We start from the raw sequence: 19500 nt of genomic DNA, 5'->3' as shown, positions 1-19500 counted from the left end.
AAGCGTAAATACGATTAATCATTGCGACACTAGCTCAGTTGGTAGAGCGCAACCTTGCCAAGGTTGAGGTCACGAGTTCGAACCTCGTGTGTCGCTCCAAATTCTTTTCGAAGAAAAGAATAGCGCCACGCAACCTAGCTAAGGTTGAGGTCACGCCTTTTTATTTAAAGAAAGTGAACCTCGTGTGTCGCTCCAAATTCTTTTCGAAGAAAAGAATAGCGCCGCACAACCTAGTTAAGGTTGAGGTCACGACTCTTTGTTTAAAGAAAGTGAACCTCGTGTGTCGCTACAAATTCTCTTGTTAGAGAGTGTAAGTTTTCATCGTACTTAACGGTGACACAATACGGACGCGGGGTGGAGCAGCTTGGTAGCTCGTCGGGCTCATAACCCGAAGGTCGTCGGTTCAAATCCGGCCCCCGCAACCAAATTCAGATTAAGCGTGAATGCGATTAATCATTGCGACACTAGCTCAGTTGGTAGAGCGCAACCTTGCCAAGGTTGAGGTAACGGTTATGTGTCGCTCCAGCTTCTTTCAGAGTATTCTCTGAACTCAAACCAGTATTTGGTTTATGCTCTTTCTTTAATGCTGTGAAGCATAACTCCCTAAAATAAAAATAATCTGCAGTTCTAAGCGGATTTATTGCCGTCTTGATAACTTACGTGCTGAATTTCAATACACAGGTTAGTCTCTGTAGAATCTGGCTTTTCGTCGCTATTTATTCTTATTCATTAACAGAGTTATCCACAAAAATTAATTGTGGATAAGTTGGTGTATAACGTGTTTTTAGTGAAGTGCTGGTAAGTGTCAGTGAAAGATCTTTTAATGCGGCTCTGTTCTCTAATCTTGCTGTCTTCCTGTGTAACTAATTGTTTTTAAATTGATTTTTGTTATTTTGTCACCATTAGGTCAACTAACTGTATGATCATTAATATCAAGATCTTTGATCCTTGTCATTAATTGCTGATGTGGCTAACTTTTCTTAATTATAGAAAACAGTGTCGTGTTTAAAATTTTGTCCACAAATTGGCATTTTGAGATACATATCAAAGTCTGTGTTCATTAGTTATGCAATTACCTCATTTTTTACGCATCACGCGGTAACCCTTTCTCGACAATTCGAATTAAGCGCTGCTGCTTCTTATTGCTAGAGCATGCACTCGCTGGCTCCGATGATTTTCGTTTTTGTTCTACTAGCGCCCAATGTATATGTTCGTCTAATAAATCAGACAAGCCTAACCTCGTGTTTAGCGCTGCGATAATGCGTTGTGAATATGGCGCGTTTCCTAAAGCGATGGAAAGATTACGCAACCATTGCTGGTGGCCAATTCGGCGAATAGCCGAACCTTCCATATAACGTAAGAAGGTGGCCTCATCCCAAGCAAACAGTTCAACTAAGTCTGGTTCATCCAGTGCTTGACGGCGATGAAAATCACTTTGTTGAGTGAGCTCGGAAAAGCGATTCCAAGGGCAGACCAACTGGCAATCATCACAGCCGTAAATGCGGTTACCCATTGCCTTGCGAAACTCTTCAGCAATTACGCCATCATATTCTATGGTGAGGTAAGAGATGCATCGGCGAGCATCAACAACACCGTCTTCCACGATGGCTTGTGTAGGGCATGAGGTGATGCAGGCAGTGCATTTGCCACATTGATTACTGCTTGGTGTATCGACTGGCAGCGGCAAATCAATCAGTAGTTCACCAAGAAAAAACCAAGAACCACTCTCTTTATCAAGGATAAGCGAATGCTTGCCAGTCCAACCAAGTCCAGCTTTTTGTGCTAAAGGCCGCTCTAGTATTGGGGCGGAGTCCACAAAAGGGCGATAACCGAGTGCCCCCACTTCTTGTTCAATCTTTTCGCCGAGTTTTTTGAGCTGGTTGCGTACCAGTTTATGGTAGTCACGCCCCAGAGCGTAGCGGCTGATATAAGCGTAATTGGGATTATTCAAATCACTGGCAAACCGAGCATCTGGGGGTAAGTAATTCATGCGTGCGCTGATCACACGGACGGTGCCGGGAAGGAGTTCATGTGGCCTAGCTCGCATCATGCCATGGCGCGCCATCCAGTCCATTTCACCGTGAAATCCAGCATCCAACCATTTCTGCAAAGACTCTTCGTGCTCACTGAGATCGATATCGCAGATCCCGACCTTTTCGAAGCCAAGTTCACGTGCCCAGATTTTAATTTTGTCTGCCAGTACTTGGTAGTCCATTATCGATGAGCTCGTTGCAAAAAGGGGCGAGGATCTTAACGGATCCTTTATTGAGGATCTAGGAAATGATCGTCTGTGATGTGGATTAAACTGACATAAAAAGCGAGTTTTTTCCTTTTACTTACAGAAGAGAGCTTGTCTCTCAATTCCAACCCAGTTTACTATTCGAGTTCTTTTGATTTTTATATAGTCAATTTTCGACACTTGAGAGCGGTAATTCATGAGTACTAAGATCTTTACCTTAAAAGACGAACAGCAAACGGTAAAATTAGGCGCAGCTTTGGCTAAGCGATGCTCTGCGCAAACCACGCTTTATTTGCATGGTGATCTCGGTGCTGGAAAAACAACCTTCAGCCGTGGCTTCATCCGCGCATTAGGCCATGTTGGCAACGTCAAGAGCCCGACTTATACCTTAGTTGAACCTTATCAACTAGCCGATTGGCAAGTATACCATTTTGATCTTTATCGCTTGGCCGATCCGGAAGAGTTGGAATTTATGGGTATTCGTGACTATTTCACACCGGATGCGATCTGCCTTGTTGAGTGGCCAGAAAAAGGCAGCGGTCTACTTCCAACCGCAGATATTGATGTTGAGCTACGCTACGATGGCGAACAAAGGCAAGCTTTTCTGAGTGCAAACAGCCCCTATGGATCCTCATTGCTGAGTCAGTTGGAGTTATGTTGAACATCATCCATTTGTTACGAACGATAACTCTATCGCTTGCGGTTTGGGGCTGTGCTTTATTTACTTCAACGACGCACGCGAATGCATTAGAAGGCGTGCGCGTTTGGCCCTCTCCAGATGAAACTCGAGTGGTTATCGATCTCAAAACTGAAGCGGATTATAGCTATTTCACCTTAAGCAGCCCCGAGCGTTTGGTGGTGGATTTAAAAAACACCACGCTTAATACAAAATTGCCGCTTAAAGTCACGGATAGCCCTGTTCTCAAGCAAATTCGTAATAGCTCGCCTCCGGAGAAAGGGACGTATCGCTTGGTGTTTGAGTTACAGCGCAAAGTGAACCCTCAGCCATTTAAACTTGCACCAACGCCGGGTGGTCAGTATGGGCATCGTTTGGTGGTTGATTTACCCCACAATTTGGATAGCGACAAGGCGACAGTAAAACCGGCCAGCCAAACTAAAGTGAGCCGCGATGCTTCGCAGTTATTAGGAACCGAGGATATCGTGGTCGCTATTGATGCTGGTCATGGCGGAGAAGATCCCGGCTCGATTGGCCCGACCAAAAAATATGAAAAAAATGCCACCTTAAGTATCTCCAAGAAGATCGCAGATCAAATTAACGCCGTTCCAGGAATGAAGGCGGTCATGACACGCAGTGGCGATTACTTTGTCAATCTCAATAAACGTTCTGAAATTGCGCGCCGTAATAAGTCACACCTACTTGTCTCCATTCACGCCGATGCGTTTCATACCCCGCAACCCAGGGGGGGGTCGGTGTTTGTGTTAAATACCAAGCGTGCGAATACGGAAATAGCTCGCTGGGTTGAGAACCACGAACAGCAATCAGAACTGTTAGGTGGGGCTGGTGAAGTGCTGGCAAAAAACAATAGCGATCGAAACGTTAGCCAAACCTTGCTGGACTTGCAATTTAGTCACTCGCAAAAAGAGGGTTACAAGGTGGCAACTCATCTGCTAGGCGAAATGGGAAAAGTAGCCCATTTACATAAAGCAGAGCCAGTCAACGCAAGTTTGGCGGTACTTAAGTCGCCCGATATTCCTTCGGTGTTGGTTGAAACAGGTTTTATTTCTAACCCTACCGAGGAACAATTGCTATTTCAGCGCTCGCATCAAGATAAATTGGCTCGCGCATTGGCAACCGCCATCGTCAAGTATTTTGAAGAAAACCCACCCGAGGGCACTCTGTTTGCTAATCGTGGTAAGACGCAAAAGCACAAAGTGCAGCGTGGTGAATCACTCTCGGTTATCGCTAATAAATATGGCACCTCGACTCAAGCATTAATCGCAACCAACAAACTAAAAAATGCCAATTTGTCGATTGGTCAAATCTTAACGATTCCTGCCACGTCAGCTCCGATTCGTGTTCCTGTGGTCAGCAACCCAGTAGAAACGGAAATTGTTACGCATGTGGTGAAATCTGGCGAGTATTTGGGCAAGATAGCGAGCACGTATAAAGTGAGTGTGGATGCGATTAAACGCGAGAATAACTTGCGTTCAGACACCTTAACGCTGGGGCAGAAACTGAAGATAACGGTGAGTTTGAAGGATAAGCCGCTGCGTAAGCATAAAGTTGAAAAAGGCGAGTTTTTGAGCAAAATTGCCAGCCAATATCAAGTGAGTCTGAATAGTATTCGCCAAGTAAACCAACTTCGGTCTGATCAGCTCGCCATAGGGCAAGTGTTGATCATTCCCAATAAGTAGTAATGAGTATGACGATTAAGATTCTACCCGCACGTCTTGCTAACCAAATTGCCGCAGGTGAAGTGGTTGAAAGACCGGCTTCTGTCGTTAAAGAGCTGGTGGAGAATAGCTTGGATTCGGGCGCCTCTCGTATCGATATCGATATCGAAAAGGGAGGTGCGAAGCTTATTCGTGTGCGCGATAACGGACAAGGGATAGTAAAAGAGGAATTGGCGCTCGCTTTAAGCCGCCATGCAACTTCTAAAATTCACACCTTGGATGATTTAGAGGCGATCGTCAGCTTAGGTTTTCGTGGAGAAGCGCTCGCGAGTATTAGCTCAGTCTCTCGGCTTACATTGACGTCTCGTCCAGCCACGCAAGAACAGGCTTGGGCAGCATACAGTGAAGGTCGAGATATGGCGGTTAAGTTGCAGCCAACCGCACACCCGATTGGAACGTCTGTCGAAGTGCTCGATCTGTTCTTTAATACGCCCGCTCGGCGCAAATTTTTACGCACAGAGAAAACAGAATTTACTCACATTGATGAGCTACTAAAACGCATTGCTTTGAGCCGGTTTGATGTCACCATCAATGTGCGCCATAACGGCAAGATGGTACGTCAATATCGAGCGGCTAAAACGGCCGCTCAAGAGGAAAAAAGAATCGCGGCTGTGTGTGGCAACGCTTTTGTTCGCCATATGCTGAACATTGAGTTGGAACATCAAGGGCTTCGCTTGCATGGTTGGATAACGACTCCAGAAGGCGCGCGCCAGCAGAGTGATTTGCAATACTGCTATGTTAATGGGCGGATGATGCGTGACAAGCTGATTAATCATGCTATCCGGCAAAGTTATGAAACCAGCCTGAGAGGCGATCAGTTCGCCACTTATGTACTCTTCATTGAGCTCGATCCCCATCAAGTGGATGTGAATGTCCATCCCGCGAAACATGAGGTGCGTTTCCATCAAGCGCGATTAGTGCATGATTTTATCTATCAAGCACTCAGTAGTGCACTGGCTGAAAGCAAACACATTGAAAAGCCGCAGCTCAAACCATCGGCTTTTCATCAGCCCGATGCGGAGACTGTGGATCGCATTGAGAATGACACTGCAATTGATAGTGTGTGCCAAGAAACTGAGGGGCATAACACCGTTCCAGAGCAAGTGTGGCAAGCGATTGACAACACTCCCGCTTATCCACGAAAAGCTGAGCGAGAAAGTACAACCGCGCACGGCATAGCTGAAACGCCAAAGCGTAGCCATTGGCAGCAAAACGGCTCTCCATCTTCTTCTCGGGCGAAAGCTGAGCGCCAGCCAACGGGCTCACCTTTGAGCGGGGAAGTGAAGCTCTATCAAGAGCTGATGGCAACTCAACCGCCAGCTTCAGCAGTCGAACTTTCTCCTATCGCACATCAAGATCAAGGTGAAATGCTGCAGCTCGAACAGTTGGGTAAAGCTATTGCGGTAATCAAAGGGCAGTACCTGTTAATGGGGTCCAAACAGGGCGTCGTATTGCTTTCTCTTATCAAAGGAGCATGGCTGAAAACTCGCGGCCAGTTGCATACCGAACAAGGCGGCTTGAAAAGCCAACCCTTACTCGTGCCGCTCTCCATAAAGCTCTCAGCACAAGAACATCAAGCGTTAGCGCATTGCCAGCCGATGTTGAATACGCTAGGGATTGAGCTTAAAGAACGTCATGGTTCAAGCATCATGGTGATGGGCGTACCTCAACCGTTGAGGCAACAAAACCTGCAAAACTTAATCCCAGATCTGCTATCTTACGTGTCCGCTAATTTTACGGCTGATGATGAACCTATTACGGTGGATCTTGTTGCCGATTGGCTGGCTGAACACATCACTGTGGTGAAAAGTGACTACACTTTGTCTGAAGCCATCCAAATGATTTCGGAACTTGAACAGCTTTGGCAAGGGCAACTTCCTCTTCATGATGCGAGTTTTATCCGTCCCGTTGATTTTTCTACCACCATAGCGGCCTTGTTGGCATAACGAATTAAAAGAATGATGAATCAAACACAACCATTGGCTCTGTTTTTAATGGGCCCGACCGCATCAGGTAAAACAGATTTGGCGATTCGTTTACGCCAAAAATACCCAGTGGAAATCATCAGTGTCGACTCGGCGCTGATCTACAAAGGCATGGATATTGGCACCGCCAAACCTAATGCGCATGAACTGGCACTCGCTCCCCATCGTCTGATCGATATTTTGGATCCAAGTGAAGCCTATTCGGCGGCGGATTTTCGTCGCGATGCATTACTTGCAATGCATGATATTACCGCGCAAGGTAAAATTCCTCTGCTCGTTGGGGGAACTATGTTGTATTACAAGGCTCTACTAGAAGGGCTTTCGCCACTTCCTGCGGCTAACCCTGAGATACGGCAACAAATTGAGCAAGAGGCTTTGGAGCATGGTTGGGGTCAGTTACACGATCAATTACAAACGATTGATCCGGTTTCGGCGGCAAGAATTCATCCCAATGATCCACAAAGATTGTCACGAGCATTGGAAGTTTACCGAATTTCAGGTAAAACTCTTACAGAGTTAACTCAAACGAAAGGTGAAAGCCTGCCATTTCGAGTTAAACAGTTTGCTATAGCTCCCAAGGAAAGGGCTGAGCTCCACCGTCGAATCGAACTCAGGTTTGAAAAGATGATCGAAGCTGGATTTGAAGAAGAAATGAAAGCACTTTATGCTCGAAACGATCTTCATCCGGATTTGCCATCGATTCGCTGTGTTGGTTATCGACAGATGTGGGACTATTTGGATGGGAATTGTACGTTAGAGGAAGCGGTATATCGTGGAATCTGTGCAACCCGTCAATTGGCCAAGCGTCAGATCACCTGGTTACGCAGCTGGGATGATTTAACTTGGTTAGATAGCGAAAACATTGATCATGCAGTAGAAACTCTCTCAAATGCCATAGCATCTGATGGAGTTAGCTGTGTATAATGTGATCGCTTTTGCGTGATGTACCCTGTAAAGGATCCGTTACTTGATATTTGGCATTATCGCCGTCATAACAAGTAGCAACGGGGTTTTTATTCATTTAGCTCAGATGCAAAGGCCGCACCAATAATGCAGTGCACCACTAGCTAAATAACTACAACAAAATACAAATAAGGAAAATAAAATGGCTAAGGGGCAATCTCTACAAGACCCATTCTTAAATGCACTACGTCGTGAGCGCATTCCAGTATCCATCTACCTTGTGAACGGAATTAAGCTTCAAGGTCAGATTGAATCCTTTGATCAATTTGTGATCTTACTGAAAAACACAGTCAATCAAATGGTGTATAAGCATGCGATTTCAACGGTTGTTCCTGCACGTGCAGTGAGCCACCACACTGCTGAGCCACGCACTGGGTCTGATCGTCCATCAGACAAATCAGAAGAGTAATTCTCTGATTAGTATTATTTACTTACAAAGGAGTTGGTTGCTTGTTTGACCGTTACGAAGCCGGTGAGCGAGCGGTACTTGTTCATATCAACTTCACGCAAAAGGGTGAGTGGGATGATCTCAGCGAGTGTGAAATGCTGGTTTCTTCTGCTGGAGTGTCGACACTGCAAATTATTACTGGCAGCCGTCAAACTCCACACCCTAAATATTATGTCGGTGAGGGCAAAGCCCAAGAGATAGCGCATGCGGTTCAACTTGTTGAAGCGGATGTGGTGATCTTCAACCACGCCCTTTCTCCTGCCCAAGAACGTAATCTTGAACAACTATGCCAATGTCGAGTGATTGACCGTACTGGCCTCATCCTCGATATTTTTGCCCAACGAGCACGAACCCATGAAGGGAAGTTGCAAGTAGAGCTGGCACAATTACGCCACATCTCTACGCGATTAATTCGTGGTTGGACGCACCTTGAGCGACAAAAAGGCGGTATAGGCTTACGTGGACCTGGTGAAACGCAGCTAGAAACCGACAGACGTTTATTGCGTGAACGTATTAAAGCGATATTACGCCGCTTAGAGAAAGTCGCTAAGCAGCGAGAACAAGGACGCCGAGCTCGAAATCGAGCTGAGATTCCCACCATATCGCTAGTGGGTTATACCAATGCGGGGAAATCAACGTTATTTAATCGCATTACTGAAGCTGGGGTTTATGCAGCCGATCAACTGTTTGCTACCCTAGATCCTACCTTGCGGAAAATCGAATTGGCGGACGTTGGTACTGCCGTTCTCGCTGACACCGTAGGATTTATTCGTCATCTGCCGCACGATTTAGTTGCAGCATTTAAAGCCACGTTACAAGAAACTCAAGAAGCTGACATTTTGTTACATGTTGTTGATGCCAGTGATGAGCGTTTTCGTGAGAATATCAAAGCCGTCCATGATGTATTAGAAGAGATTGACGCCCATGAGGTGCCAACGCTTGTCGTCATGAACAAGATCGATAATCTAGAAGGCCAACAACCTCGCATCGAAAAAGATGATGAGGGAATACCGAGAACCGTGTGGTTATCAGCCATGGATGGACAGGGTATTGATCTGCTTTTCGAAGCATTGACAGAGCGATTAGCGAGTCAAGTCATTCAATATCAATTGTGTATTCCACCACTGCACCAAGGTCGCATTCGTAGTGCATTTTCACAAATGAAATGTATTCAACAAGAAGAATATGATCCAGATGGTAATTTGTTGATTAACATTCGTATGCAGCAAGTTGATTGGTTTAGACTAGAAAAAAGAGAAGAAGCAGTTTTGCGTGACTTTATAGTTACTTAAAGGACTGCTACAGTATAACGTCATATCAAATGATGGAGCTTTCTAATGGCGTGGAATGAGCCCGGTAATAACAACGGCAACAATGGCCGCGATAATGACCCTTGGGGTAATAATCGTGGTGACAAAAATAAAGGTGGCCGTGATCAAGGACCGCCAGATTTGGATGAGGTTTTCAATAAACTGAGCCAGAAACTGGGCGGACGATTTGGTAAGAAAGGCGGTAAAGGCCCTTCATTCTCTGGTGGTAGCGCAATTGGCTTTGGAGTCATTGCTGCAATCGCAGTTGCGGTGTGGTTCTTTTCTGGTTTCTATACGATTGGTGAAGCTGAGCGTGGCGTCGTGCTGCGTTTAGGTAAGTATGATCGCATCGTTGATCCAGGTTTGAACTGGCGTCCTCGCTTTGTTGATGAGGTGACGGCCGTTAACGTACAAGCGATTCGCTCACTACGTGCATCGGGTTTGATGCTAACCAAAGATGAAAACGTGGTCACTGTTGGCATGGATGTACAATATCGCGTGTCTGATCCATACAAGTACTTGTATCGTGTGACTAATGCTGACGATAGCTTACGCCAAGCAACTGATTCAGCATTACGTGCCGTGGTTGGTGATTCTTTGATGGACAGTATCTTAACCAGTGGCCGTCAGCAAATTCGTCAAAGTACCCAAACGACCTTGAATCAAATCATTGATAGCTATGATATGGGCTTAATGATTGTCGATGTCAACTTCCAGTCGGCTCGTCCGCCAGAGCAAGTGAAAGATGCGTTCGATGATGCGATTGCGGCGCGAGAAGATGAAGAGCGTTTCATTCGTGAATCTGAAGCGTATAAGAACGAAATCCTGCCTAAAGCAACAGGCCGAGCAGAACGTTTGAAGAAAGAAGCGCAAGGTTATACAGAACGCACGATTAACGAAGCATTGGGTCAAGTGGCACAGTTTGAAAAACTGCTCCCTGAGTATCAAGCCGCGCCAGATGTGACACGTAATCGTCTCTACCTAGATACTATGGAAGAGGTGTATTCAAACACATCTAAAGTGCTAATTGATTCAGAATCCAGTGGCAATATGCTTTATCTACCGTTGGATCGAATTACAGGCCAAGACAGTAAGAATGACACCAAACGTCAAGATAAATCATCATCAACCTATGATCAGATAGAGCTTGATTCACCAACCAGCAGTGATACAGGTAATACACCGTCTCGCTCTAGCAATACACGTCAAGGGAGATACTAGTAATGCGTAAGTTAATGATCCCAGTATTAGTGATTGCACTGGTATTGATGTTGATGTCGCTGTTTGTGATTCCTGAAGGTGAGCGCGGTATTGTTGTCCGTTTCGGTCGTATTCTGAAAGATAACAATGAAATTGCTCGAATCTACGAACCGGGTTTGCATTTTAAAATGCCACTGTTTGATCGAGTAAGAACGTTAGATGCGCGCATCCAAACAATGGATGGCCGCTCTGACCGTTTCGTGACTTCAGAGAAAAAAGATGTGATCATCGATACCTATGTCAAATGGCGCATTGAAGACTTTGGTCAATACTACTTGGCAACGGGTGGTGGCAATGCATTGACGGCACAAGCACTGTTAGAGCGTAAAGTGACAGACATTCTTCGTTCTGAAATCGGTTCTCGTGAAATCAAACAAATTGTTTCAGGCCCACGTAATAAAGATGTCTTGCCGGAAAGTGCTGATGATGAAGTCGTCACGACTGAGGCTGCGAAACAAGCATTGGAAATCGATGGTCAACGTGACCAAGTAATGGAAAATGTGTTGGAAGATACACGTAAAGGCGCACTGAAAGATTTAGGCGTGAGAGTGGTTGATTTCCGTATTAAGAAAATTAACCTTCCAGATGAAATCAGTGAATCGATCTACCGTCGTATGCGTGCTGAGCGTGAGTCAGTAGCTCGTAAACACCGCTCTCAAGGTCGTGAAAAAGCCGAAGTCATTCGTGCTCAAGCTGAACTTGAAGTTGCGACTATATTAGCGGAAGCGGATAAAACGGCTCGCGTAACTCGCGGTGATGCTGATGCTAAAGCAGCGAAGATTTACTCAGATGTGTACAGTAAAGATCCTGAGTTTTACGGGTTCTTACGTTCGCTGAAAGCCTATGAGAAATCATTTAGCGAGAAGAGTGATATCTTGGTGCTTGATCCTAAGAGTGATTTCTTCAAGTACATGAATAACACCAAAGGTTTGACAACGAAATAATTGACCGTTGTTTATTCAAAGGCTCCTTCAGGGAGCCTTTGTCGTTTATGGCTTTAAGAGAGAAGGCACTATGTCGAATTCAATCTGGCTTGCTGTGGGGCTGGTGTTAATTGCAGAAGGTATTGGACCGTTAATCGCCCCTAATGGCTGGAGAAAGATGGTGGCGGATCTCAGCCAGCAGCCCGATCATCAACTGCGCCGCATCGGTGGTTGTCTCGTCGTTGCTGGGGGCATCATTGCGTACTACTTCGCACGATAGTGATGCACAATAGCGCGGTAACCGATTTATTATTATCAGTATCATCACTATCAATAGTGAGGTGGTGGAGTCTCTTCTGATGGATCCGCTAAATGTGAGGCATCCATATTTTTGACTTTACCAGCCACATATTTCATTTGGTCTTGCATTTTCGTTAGCATGAGCTGCTGTGTTGATAATGCTTGATTGAGTTCATCAATGGTTTGTTCTTGGAAAGCAAGTTGGCATTCCAAGTCACTAACACGCTGTTCTAATTGCTGAATATACTTATCGTTCATAACTAATCGTCGAGTTTCCAAGCTTGAGCAATACCTGCAGAGCTTCCGGTAATAATTCGTTGCTGATGATCAAAGGCCGCATCATACACCACCGCAGTGGGTGGGCGAGCATCTTTTAGCGGTTCTACTTCGAATCCTTGCTGTTTTTTACCACTTTGAGTATCCCAAACCGCGACTTGGCTTGAAGGATTCCCTGTCACAAGCAACCTGCCATCATCGGAAAAACGCGCCGTAGAGAAAATCAATTGTCGTGAAAAACTGCGCAATTTCGCCTGTTCCTTACCCGAGGAGAGATCCCAAATAATGGATTGATTACCACCATCGGAGGTAAAGGCTAATTTTCCCTCTCGCTGCAGCGCTACTCGATTCACCCGCTGCTCATGTTCAAACGATCGTAAAATTTGCCCACTTTGCGTATCCCAAAGGTAGGCAAAATAATCATTACCTCCCGTCAGAGCAAAGCGGCCATTGGGCGATAGGGCGACAGAATTCACTTTTTCTCGATGAGCAAGGAACTCTAGTCGACGTCCAGTGACTAAATCGACGTAAATCGCTTTACCATTGGATAAACCGAGTAGAACTTGTTTTCCGTTATTGGCAATGTCAATGTCTCGGATCAGCCCATCGGAGATGGACCACAAACCTTGAGCTTGTGTCCAACCTAAGTCCCATACGGCAAAGTTAATTTGGCTAGCGGTCACGGCAAAACGGCCATTATCGGAGAGTCGAATATGAGAAACGGTATTGGCTTGTGGGTCTTGAGGTCCCAATTCGGCTAAGGTTTTGTTTTGTTCAAGATCCCATAGAACGAGTTGTCTTTGTTTGGAATAGAGTAGCGCAAAACGACCATCGCGGCTTAAACCGAAACTGGTCGAACCGTTTGGTTCTATATCCCAACGTTGTACATCGCTGTTAGAGAAAAAACAGCCATTTAACATCAAGATGACAATGCAACCTAGGATTGAATGAGAAATTATTCGCATCAAGTCTAATTATCCGCTTTGAGTGTAAAGACAATCTATCAACATATCGCTATATTGGTACAACTCTGTTTAGCGCACCAGTTTTTCACCGAAATTTGTGCGTAATAACAAAAGGTTTGCCTACAAATTGGAGAAATAAATGAAATCATTGTTTAAAGTGTCACTGCTTGCGGCAACCGTCATGCTTGCAGTTGGCTGCCAGAAAGATGAAGCCCCGAAAACTGAAGCAGCACCTGCAGCAGAACAAGTACAAACGGAAGCGGGAAAAACGGTTCACTTTAAAACAGAAGATGACAAAGCGGCTTACGCGATTGGCGTCTCTTTTGCAAATTACCTCAGCACCAGCATTGAGAAACCAGCCGAAATTGGTATCAATCTGAATAAAGATCTGGTTCTAAAAGGGATTGAACATGTCTTCGCGGGCAATGCTGAGTTGAGTGAAGAAGAGACACGCGCAGCGCTAGAAGCTCTAGATAAACGCGTTTCTGAAACCATGCAAGCGAAAGCCGCTGAAAAAGCGGCTGCTGCTGAAAAAGCTGGTGATGAATTCCGCGCTGAATTTGAAAAACAAGATGGCGTAAAGAAAACTGAATCTGGTTTACTGTACCAAGTACTGACGCCAGCAAAAGGTGAGTCACCAAAAGAGACCGATACTGTTCAAGTGCATTACAAAGGGACACTGGCTGACGGTACTCAATTTGATAGCTCGTATGATCGTGGTGAGCCAGCGACATTCCCACTCAATCGGGTTATTCCTGGTTGGACAGAAGGTGTGCAACTGATGCAAGTGGGAGCAAAATACAAGTTTGTTATCCCGCCGCAACTGGCTTACGGTGAGCAAGACACACCGACTATTCCAGCAAACTCAACACTTGTGTTTGAAGTGGAGTTGCTAAAAATTGATAACGGTAGCGATGCGGCTAAATAATATCAGCCATTGTTGAACCGTTGTAACCAGCTCAAAGGCCTGATGAATCAGGCCTTTTCTGTCTCTAACGACTCACTAATTAGTTGTCCTAAATCACTTGTTAGTGACTTAACAGAGTTTTCGATTAAAATTTTCTGATAAACTTACGTCAATTTGTTGATTTTTCGCTCTAAGGCTAGATAACAGTGACAACGACAGAAACTTTAAACGCGGATATGTTGCTTGAAATGGAATCCGTGCACGTGATGCCATTTAGTGATCACGATAAAATCATTCTTCGATCTTATGAAGCTGTGGTTGACGGTATCGCCAGCCTGATTGGTCCTTTTTGTGAGATCGTTCTGCACTCATTGGAAGATCTCAATACCTCGGCGATTAAAATTGCCAATGGTGAAAACACGGGACGTCAAGTGGGTTCCCCGATCACCGATCTTGCACTGCGTATGCTGAAAGATATTGAAGGATCGGAGCGTAACTTCTCACGATCGTATTTCTCTCGCGCCAAGGGTGGTGTGTTGATGAAATCGATTACGGTCGCGATTCGTAATGGTGATAACCGAGTTATTGGCTTACTTTGTATCAACGTCAATTTAGATGCTCCGTTCTCACAAGTTCTGCAATCATTCATGCCGACTCAGGAAGCTCAGGAAGCCGCCTCATCGGTTAACTTTGCCAGTGATGTAGAAGAGCTGGTGGATCAGACGGTAGAGCGTACCATCGAAGAGATCAACGCCGATAAATCAGTGTCTAACAATACCAAGAACCGTCAGATTGTGATGGAGCTGTACGACAAAGGCATTTTTGACATCAAAGATGCGATTAACCGCGTAGCTGATCGGCTCAATATCTCTAAACATACTGTCTATCTCTACATTCGCCAACGCAAGACCGGAGATGAATGTTAGTGGAGCCAGTATTGAGTTACACATTATTGGTCAATGGCTCAGTGTATGGCACACAGGCAGCGCGTAGTGCTTATCTGTTTGCCTGTGCATTGCTAGAAAAAGGGCATTCACTCAAGCAAGTATTTTTTTATCAAGATGGTGTTTTCAATGGCTCTGCGATCACCGCGCCTGCGAACGATGAGTTTGATCTTGTGAAAGCATGGCAGAGGCTAGCTACTGAACACCATGTACGCTTAGAAACCTGTGTTGCTGCAGCGTTACGTCGTGGCATTATCAGTGAAAATGAAGCTCAGCAACACCAGCTCACTGCAGATAATTTGGCACAAGGTTTTGCACAAACTGGGTTAGGAAGCTTAGCTGAAGCGTTATTAACTCAAGATCGAGTGGTACAGTTTTGAAAAAAATCGGTTTTGTTTTTCATTCTTCGCCTCATTCTAGTTCGGCTGGAAGAGAAGGGCTGGATGCTGTACTGGCAGCCTCTGCCTATTGTGATGCGATCTCGCTCTTTTTTGTTGGGCTTGGGGTGACGCAAATCGTCGCCAACCAATCACCGCAACAACTGCTTAGCCGTGATTACATCAGTGCGTTTAAATTGCTTGAGTTATACGATATTGAACACCTTTATCTGTGTGAGCAAAGCGTTGAAGAGTTGGGGTTAGCATCAGCTCAGTGGGTAATTGATGTTGAAAAAAAATCGCCTCAGCAAATCGCTCAGTTACTTCACGAGTGCGATCAAGTACTAACTTTCTAAGGTGTACCTATGCTGCATATTGTAAAAGACACGGCAAAACTGGCCTTAGCGCAGCGTTATTGTTTGGCTGAGGATAGTATTATCTTGGTTGAAGAAGCGGTTTATATGAGTAACCCTAGTGCGGGCTCTTTTTTACTACTCAACGATCTGAACAGGGTTTATGTCTTACTTGAGGATCTCTGCGCGCGTGGGGTGCAGGATCTCTGCTCAGTACAAATTACCAAAGTGGATTTCTCTGGTTTGGTTGAACTTACTACTAACTATGAAAAATCAATCACTTGGTAGATTTTCTTATCACTATTACCCCTCTATTACCCACCCTTTACTTATGGTGGTTAAAAAAGATCTGTATATTTCTTGACACACCTCTCACTGCTGCATAGAATTTTGCGTCCCTATTTGTACTAAGTGCACTAGGGACTAGATTTTTCACAAAGCTTACTTTAAGTAAATTCAGGAGCTAGTTAATGGCAACTATTAACCAGTTGGTCCGCAATCCTCGTGTAAAGCAAGTTGTTAAAAGCAACGTGCCAGCACTAGAAGCGTGCCCACAAAAACGTGGTGTATGTACACGTGTTTACACTACTACACCTAAAAAACCTAACTCAGCACTTCGTAAAGTATGTCGTGTTCGTCTAACGAACGGCTTCGAAGTGACTTCGTACATCGGCGGTGAAGGTCACAACCTTCAAGAGCACTCAGTTGTTCTTATCCGTGGCGGTCGTGTAAAAGACCTTCCAGGTGTGCGTTACCACACAATCCGTGGTGCACTTGACTGTGCAGGCGTAAACGACCGTAAACAAGCTCGTTCTAAATACGGTGTGAAACGTCCTAAATCTTAATGGATTTCCGTTAAGTAAGGCCAAACACTAAATTATTTAATTTTTGAAGAAACTGAAAAGTTTTGGATAACCTGAAAAAGACAACGGAGAATATCCATGCCACGTCGTCGCGTTATTGGTCAGCGTAAGATCCTTCCAGATCCAAAGTTCAAGTCTGAACTGCTGGCAAAATTCGTTAACATTCTTATGGTTGACGGTAAAAAATCTACTGCAGAGAAAATTGTTTACACTGCACTAGACACTATGGCTGAGAAATCTGGCAAAGGTCACTTAGCTGTATTTGAAGAAGCTCTTGAAAACGTACGTCCAGCGGTCGAAGTTAAATCTCGCCGCGTGGGTGGTTCAACTTACCAAGTGCCAGTAGAAGTACGTCCGGTTCGCCGTAACGCACTTGCTATGCGTTGGGTAGTTGATGCTGCGCGTAAGCGTGGTGAAAAATCTATGGCTGCTCGCCTAGCTGCTGAAATGCTAGACGCGTCAGAAAATAAAGGTACTGCTGTTAAGAAACGTGAAGACGTTCACCGTATGGCAGAAGCGAACAAAGCATTCGCTCATTACCGCTGGTAATACCTTCTGTGCTGCGAGGTTCTCTCGCAGCACATTTTCATACTCTAAGGATTACCTTAGTAAGAGGATACAATCGTGGCTCGGAAAACTCCTATTGAGCGCTACCGCAACATCGGTATCTGTGCTCACGTAGATGCAGGTAAAACAACCACTACTGAGCGTATTCTGTTCTACACTGGCCTTTCTCACAAAATCGGCGAAGTTCACGATGGTGCTGCAACCATGGACTGGATGGAGCAGGAGCAAGAACGTGGTATCACTATCACTTCTGCTGCTACGACAACCTTCTGGCGTGGTATGGAAGCACAGTTCCAAGATCATCGCGTAAACATCATTGATACCCCAGGACACGTTGACTTTACAATTGAAGTAGAGCGTTCACTTCGTGTGCTTGATGGTGCAGTGGTTGTATTCTGTGGCTCATCTGGTGTTGAACCCCAGTCTGAAACTGTATGGCGTCAAGCTGACAAATACGGTGTTCCTCGCATGGTATTCGTTAATAAAATGGACCGTGCTGGCGCAGACTTTTTACGCGTTGTAAACCAAATTAAACATCGTCTTGGTGCGACTCCTGTTCCTATTCAATTAAATATTGGTGCGGAAGAAGAGTTCAAAGGTGTCATCGACCTTATCAAGATGAAAGCCATCAACTGGAATGAAGCCGATCAAGGCATGACGTTTACTTACGAAGACATTCCAGAAGATATGCTTGAGTTGGCCGAAGAATGGCACAACAACCTAGTTGAAGCGGCAGCGGAAGCTAGTGAAGAGTTAATGGAAAAGTATCTTGAAGACGGCGAGCTGACAGAAGCGGAAATCAAACAAGCGCTACGGACTCGTACCATTAACAATGAAATCGTATTGGCCACTTGTGGTAGTGCCTTTAAAAATAAAGGCGTACAAGCGGTATTGGATGCGGTTGTTGAATATTTGCCTTCACCGGTAGATGTACCAGCCATTAAAGGCGTGGATGAAAACGAGAACGAAGTAGAACGTCACGCTGACGACAACGAACCTTTCTCGGCACTTGCATTTAAGATTGCCACTGACCCATTTGTTGGGACATTGACTTTCATGCGTGTTTACTCTGGTGTGGTGAACTCTGGCGATGCCGTTTACAACTCAGTGAAACAGAAAAAAGAACGTTTTGGTCGTATCGTACAGATGCATGCCAACAAACGTGAAGAGATTAAAGAAGTTCGTGCTGGCGATATTGCGGCTGCGATCGGCTTAAAAGATGTCACGACAGGCGATACGCTGTGTAACCCAGACCACAAAGTGGTTCTTGAGCGCATGGAATTCCCTGAGCCAGTGATTCAAATTGCGGTAGAGCCTCGCTCTAAAGCTGACCAAGAAAAAATGGGTATTGCGCTAGGTAAACTGGCGGCAGAAGACCCATCTTTCCGTGTCGAAACCGATAAGGAAACAGGTCAAACGTTGATCTCTGGTATGGGTGAGCTTCACCTAGACATCATTGTTGATCGCATGAAGCGTGAGTTCAGTGTGGACTGTAACGTTGGTAAACCACAAGTGGCTTACCGCGAAACTATCCGTGGAAAAGCGGAAGTAGAAGGCAAGTTCGTTCGTCAATCTGGTGGTCGTGGTCAATATGGTCACGTTTGGCTTAAGATTGAACCTGCGGAACTCGGTGAAGGCTTTGTCTTTGTCGACGAAATCGTTGGTGGTGTGATTCCTAAGGAATACATCAGCTCGGTTGCGAAAGGTATCGAAGAGCAAATGAACAACGGTGTGTTAGCTGGTTATCCGATTCTGGATGTGAAAGCGACATTATTCGATGGTTCATATCATGATGTCGACTCAAGCGAGATGGCGTTTAAGATTGCTGGTTCGATGGCGTTCAAGAAAGGTGCTTTAGAAGCGCAGCCTGTTCTTCTTGAACCAATGATGAAAGTTGAAGTAACTACTCCAGAAGATTGGATGGGTGATGTTGTGGGTGACTTAAACCGTCGTCGCGGCATGATTGAAGGTATGGATGAAGGCCATGCAGGCCTTAAGATTATCCATGCTAGAGTCCCTCTATCGGAAATGTTTGGTTATGCAACAGACTTACGATCTGCCACTCAGGGTCGCGCCTCTTACTCCATGGAGTTTGCAGAGTACGCTGATGTGCCAAAAAATGTTGCAGAAGCAATCATTGCAGAACGTGGTTAACTGTTATTTGTTTAATAACGAATCTATTGCGCTGATGAGAGTTGGCGCATAAAATAGCAATTTCTGGCGCGTCTTGAGCTATATGTGACTCAAGACGAATCATAACTAGGAAGGAACACGATCGTGTCTAAAGCAAAATTTGAACGTACGAAACCGCACGTAAACGTTGGTACTATCGGCCACGTTGACCACGGTAAAACAACTCTAACTGCTGCTATCTGTACTACACTTGCAAAAGTGTACGGTGGTGA

Annotated in this window: 21 protein-coding genes and 3 tRNA genes; 21 read left to right on the top strand and 3 right to left on the bottom strand. The window is 45.3% G+C overall.

Going from position 1 to position 19500, the window contains the following annotated elements:
- Positions 1–23: 23 nt before the first annotated feature.
- From AACQ75_RS08135 to AACQ75_RS08125, 3 genes are all read left to right on the top strand, one after another.
- Positions 24–99: transfer RNA gene (locus AACQ75_RS08135), tRNA-Gly, on the top strand.
- A 249-nt stretch (positions 100–348) separates the two neighbouring features.
- Positions 349–425, top strand: a tRNA-Met gene (locus AACQ75_RS08130).
- A 33-nt stretch (positions 426–458) separates the two neighbouring features.
- A tRNA-Gly gene (locus tag AACQ75_RS08125) sits at positions 459–525 on the top strand.
- A gap of 559 nt (positions 526–1084) precedes the next feature.
- Here AACQ75_RS08125 and queG read toward each other — a convergent pair.
- On the bottom strand, positions 1085–2215 hold the full coding sequence (gene queG / locus AACQ75_RS08120; protein ID WP_170889820.1) for a tRNA epoxyqueuosine(34) reductase QueG: 1131 nt from the start codon (positions 2213–2215) through the stop codon (positions 1085–1087).
- 220 nt (positions 2216–2435) lie between these two features.
- On the opposite strand from queG, the gene tsaE reads away from it, so the two are divergent.
- From tsaE to AACQ75_RS08075, 9 genes are all read left to right on the top strand, one after another.
- Entirely contained in the window at positions 2436–2900 is a 465-nt protein-coding gene (tsaE, locus tag AACQ75_RS08115; protein ID WP_010318946.1) for a tRNA (adenosine(37)-N6)-threonylcarbamoyltransferase complex ATPase subunit type 1 TsaE, read from the top strand.
- Positions 2894–4615 carry an N-acetylmuramoyl-L-alanine amidase gene (locus AACQ75_RS08110; RefSeq protein WP_017043316.1) on the top strand — a complete coding sequence of 574 codons (1722 nt, stop codon included), beginning with the start codon at positions 2894–2896 and terminating at the stop codon, positions 4613–4615. The genes tsaE and AACQ75_RS08110 overlap by 7 nt, the downstream gene beginning before the upstream one ends.
- A gap of 2 nt (positions 4616–4617) precedes the next feature.
- Positions 4618–6600, top strand: coding sequence for a DNA mismatch repair endonuclease MutL (gene mutL / locus AACQ75_RS08105; RefSeq protein WP_170889819.1), 1983 nt, complete (start codon positions 4618–4620; stop codon positions 6598–6600).
- A 15-nt stretch (positions 6601–6615) separates the two neighbouring features.
- Positions 6616–7563, top strand: a complete 948-nt coding sequence (miaA, locus tag AACQ75_RS08100) for a tRNA (adenosine(37)-N6)-dimethylallyltransferase MiaA (RefSeq protein ID WP_026028407.1) — start codon at positions 6616–6618, stop codon at positions 7561–7563.
- Positions 7564–7744: 181 nt separating this feature from the next.
- Positions 7745–8011 carry an RNA chaperone Hfq gene (gene hfq, locus AACQ75_RS08095; protein WP_013857931.1) on the top strand — a complete coding sequence of 89 codons (267 nt, stop codon included), beginning with the start codon at positions 7745–7747 and terminating at the stop codon, positions 8009–8011.
- Positions 8012–8052: 41 nt separating this feature from the next.
- Entirely contained in the window at positions 8053–9342 is a 1290-nt protein-coding gene (hflX, locus tag AACQ75_RS08090; protein ID WP_010318941.1) for a ribosome rescue GTPase HflX, read from the top strand.
- A gap of 45 nt (positions 9343–9387) precedes the next feature.
- A complete protein-coding gene (gene hflK, locus AACQ75_RS08085; RefSeq protein WP_013857930.1) occupies positions 9388–10581 on the top strand; it encodes an FtsH protease activity modulator HflK in 1194 nt (397 codons plus the stop codon).
- A gap of 2 nt (positions 10582–10583) precedes the next feature.
- Entirely contained in the window at positions 10584–11564 is a 981-nt protein-coding gene (gene hflC, locus AACQ75_RS08080) for a protease modulator HflC (RefSeq protein WP_013857929.1), read from the top strand.
- 70 nt (positions 11565–11634) lie between these two features.
- Complete coding sequence (locus AACQ75_RS08075; protein WP_017045795.1) at positions 11635–11823, top strand: DUF2065 domain-containing protein; 189 nt, start codon at positions 11635–11637, stop codon at positions 11821–11823.
- 50 nt (positions 11824–11873) lie between these two features.
- On the opposite strand, the gene AACQ75_RS08070 is transcribed toward AACQ75_RS08075, so the two are convergent.
- On the bottom strand, positions 11874–12101 hold the full coding sequence (locus AACQ75_RS08070) for a SlyX family protein (RefSeq protein WP_010318937.1): 228 nt from the start codon (positions 12099–12101) through the stop codon (positions 11874–11876).
- Between the two features lie 2 nt (positions 12102–12103).
- On the bottom strand, positions 12104–13084 hold the full coding sequence (locus AACQ75_RS08065) for a WD40 repeat domain-containing protein (RefSeq protein ID WP_026027456.1): 981 nt from the start codon (positions 13082–13084) through the stop codon (positions 12104–12106).
- A gap of 139 nt (positions 13085–13223) precedes the next feature.
- Here AACQ75_RS08065 and fkpA point away from each other — a divergent pair, with 139 nt between their 5' ends.
- From fkpA to AACQ75_RS08020, 9 genes are all read left to right on the top strand, one after another.
- Positions 13224–14012, top strand: a complete 789-nt coding sequence (gene fkpA, locus AACQ75_RS08060) for an FKBP-type peptidyl-prolyl cis-trans isomerase (protein WP_010318935.1) — start codon at positions 13224–13226, stop codon at positions 14010–14012.
- Positions 14013–14197: 185 nt separating this feature from the next.
- Positions 14198–14917, top strand: a complete 720-nt coding sequence (locus AACQ75_RS08055; RefSeq protein WP_013857924.1) for a helix-turn-helix transcriptional regulator — start codon at positions 14198–14200, stop codon at positions 14915–14917.
- Positions 14911–15315, top strand: coding sequence for a sulfurtransferase complex subunit TusD (gene tusD / locus AACQ75_RS08050; RefSeq protein ID WP_170889818.1), 405 nt, complete (start codon positions 14911–14913; stop codon positions 15313–15315). Before AACQ75_RS08055 ends, tusD begins: the two co-directional genes overlap by 7 nt.
- Positions 15312–15668, top strand: a complete 357-nt coding sequence (gene tusC, locus AACQ75_RS08045; RefSeq protein WP_013857923.1) for a sulfurtransferase complex subunit TusC — start codon at positions 15312–15314, stop codon at positions 15666–15668. The genes tusD and tusC overlap by 4 nt, the downstream gene beginning before the upstream one ends.
- Positions 15669–15677: 9 nt before the next feature.
- On the top strand, positions 15678–15953 hold the full coding sequence (tusB, locus tag AACQ75_RS08040) for a sulfurtransferase complex subunit TusB (RefSeq protein ID WP_017048284.1): 276 nt from the start codon (positions 15678–15680) through the stop codon (positions 15951–15953).
- Between the two features lie 182 nt (positions 15954–16135).
- Positions 16136–16510, top strand: coding sequence for a 30S ribosomal protein S12 (rpsL, locus tag AACQ75_RS08035; protein WP_010318930.1), 375 nt, complete (start codon positions 16136–16138; stop codon positions 16508–16510).
- 96 nt (positions 16511–16606) lie between these two features.
- Positions 16607–17077: a 30S ribosomal protein S7 gene (gene rpsG, locus AACQ75_RS08030; protein ID WP_013857921.1), complete on the top strand. Its 471-nt coding sequence runs from the start codon at positions 16607–16609 to the stop codon at positions 17075–17077.
- Between the two features lie 75 nt (positions 17078–17152).
- Positions 17153–19249, top strand: coding sequence for an elongation factor G (gene fusA, locus AACQ75_RS08025; RefSeq protein ID WP_010318928.1), 2097 nt, complete (start codon positions 17153–17155; stop codon positions 19247–19249).
- Positions 19250–19372: 123 nt separating this feature from the next.
- The coding region (locus AACQ75_RS08020; protein WP_235800309.1) for a GTP-binding protein at positions 19373–19500 on the top strand (128 nt) is incomplete at its 3' end.

The organism is Vibrio sp. B1-2 (assembly GCF_963888445.1).
Taxonomy (GTDB): Bacteria; Pseudomonadota; Gammaproteobacteria; order Enterobacterales; family Vibrionaceae; genus Vibrio; species Vibrio anguillarum.
This window is presented reverse-complemented; position numbering and strand designations above follow the sequence as displayed.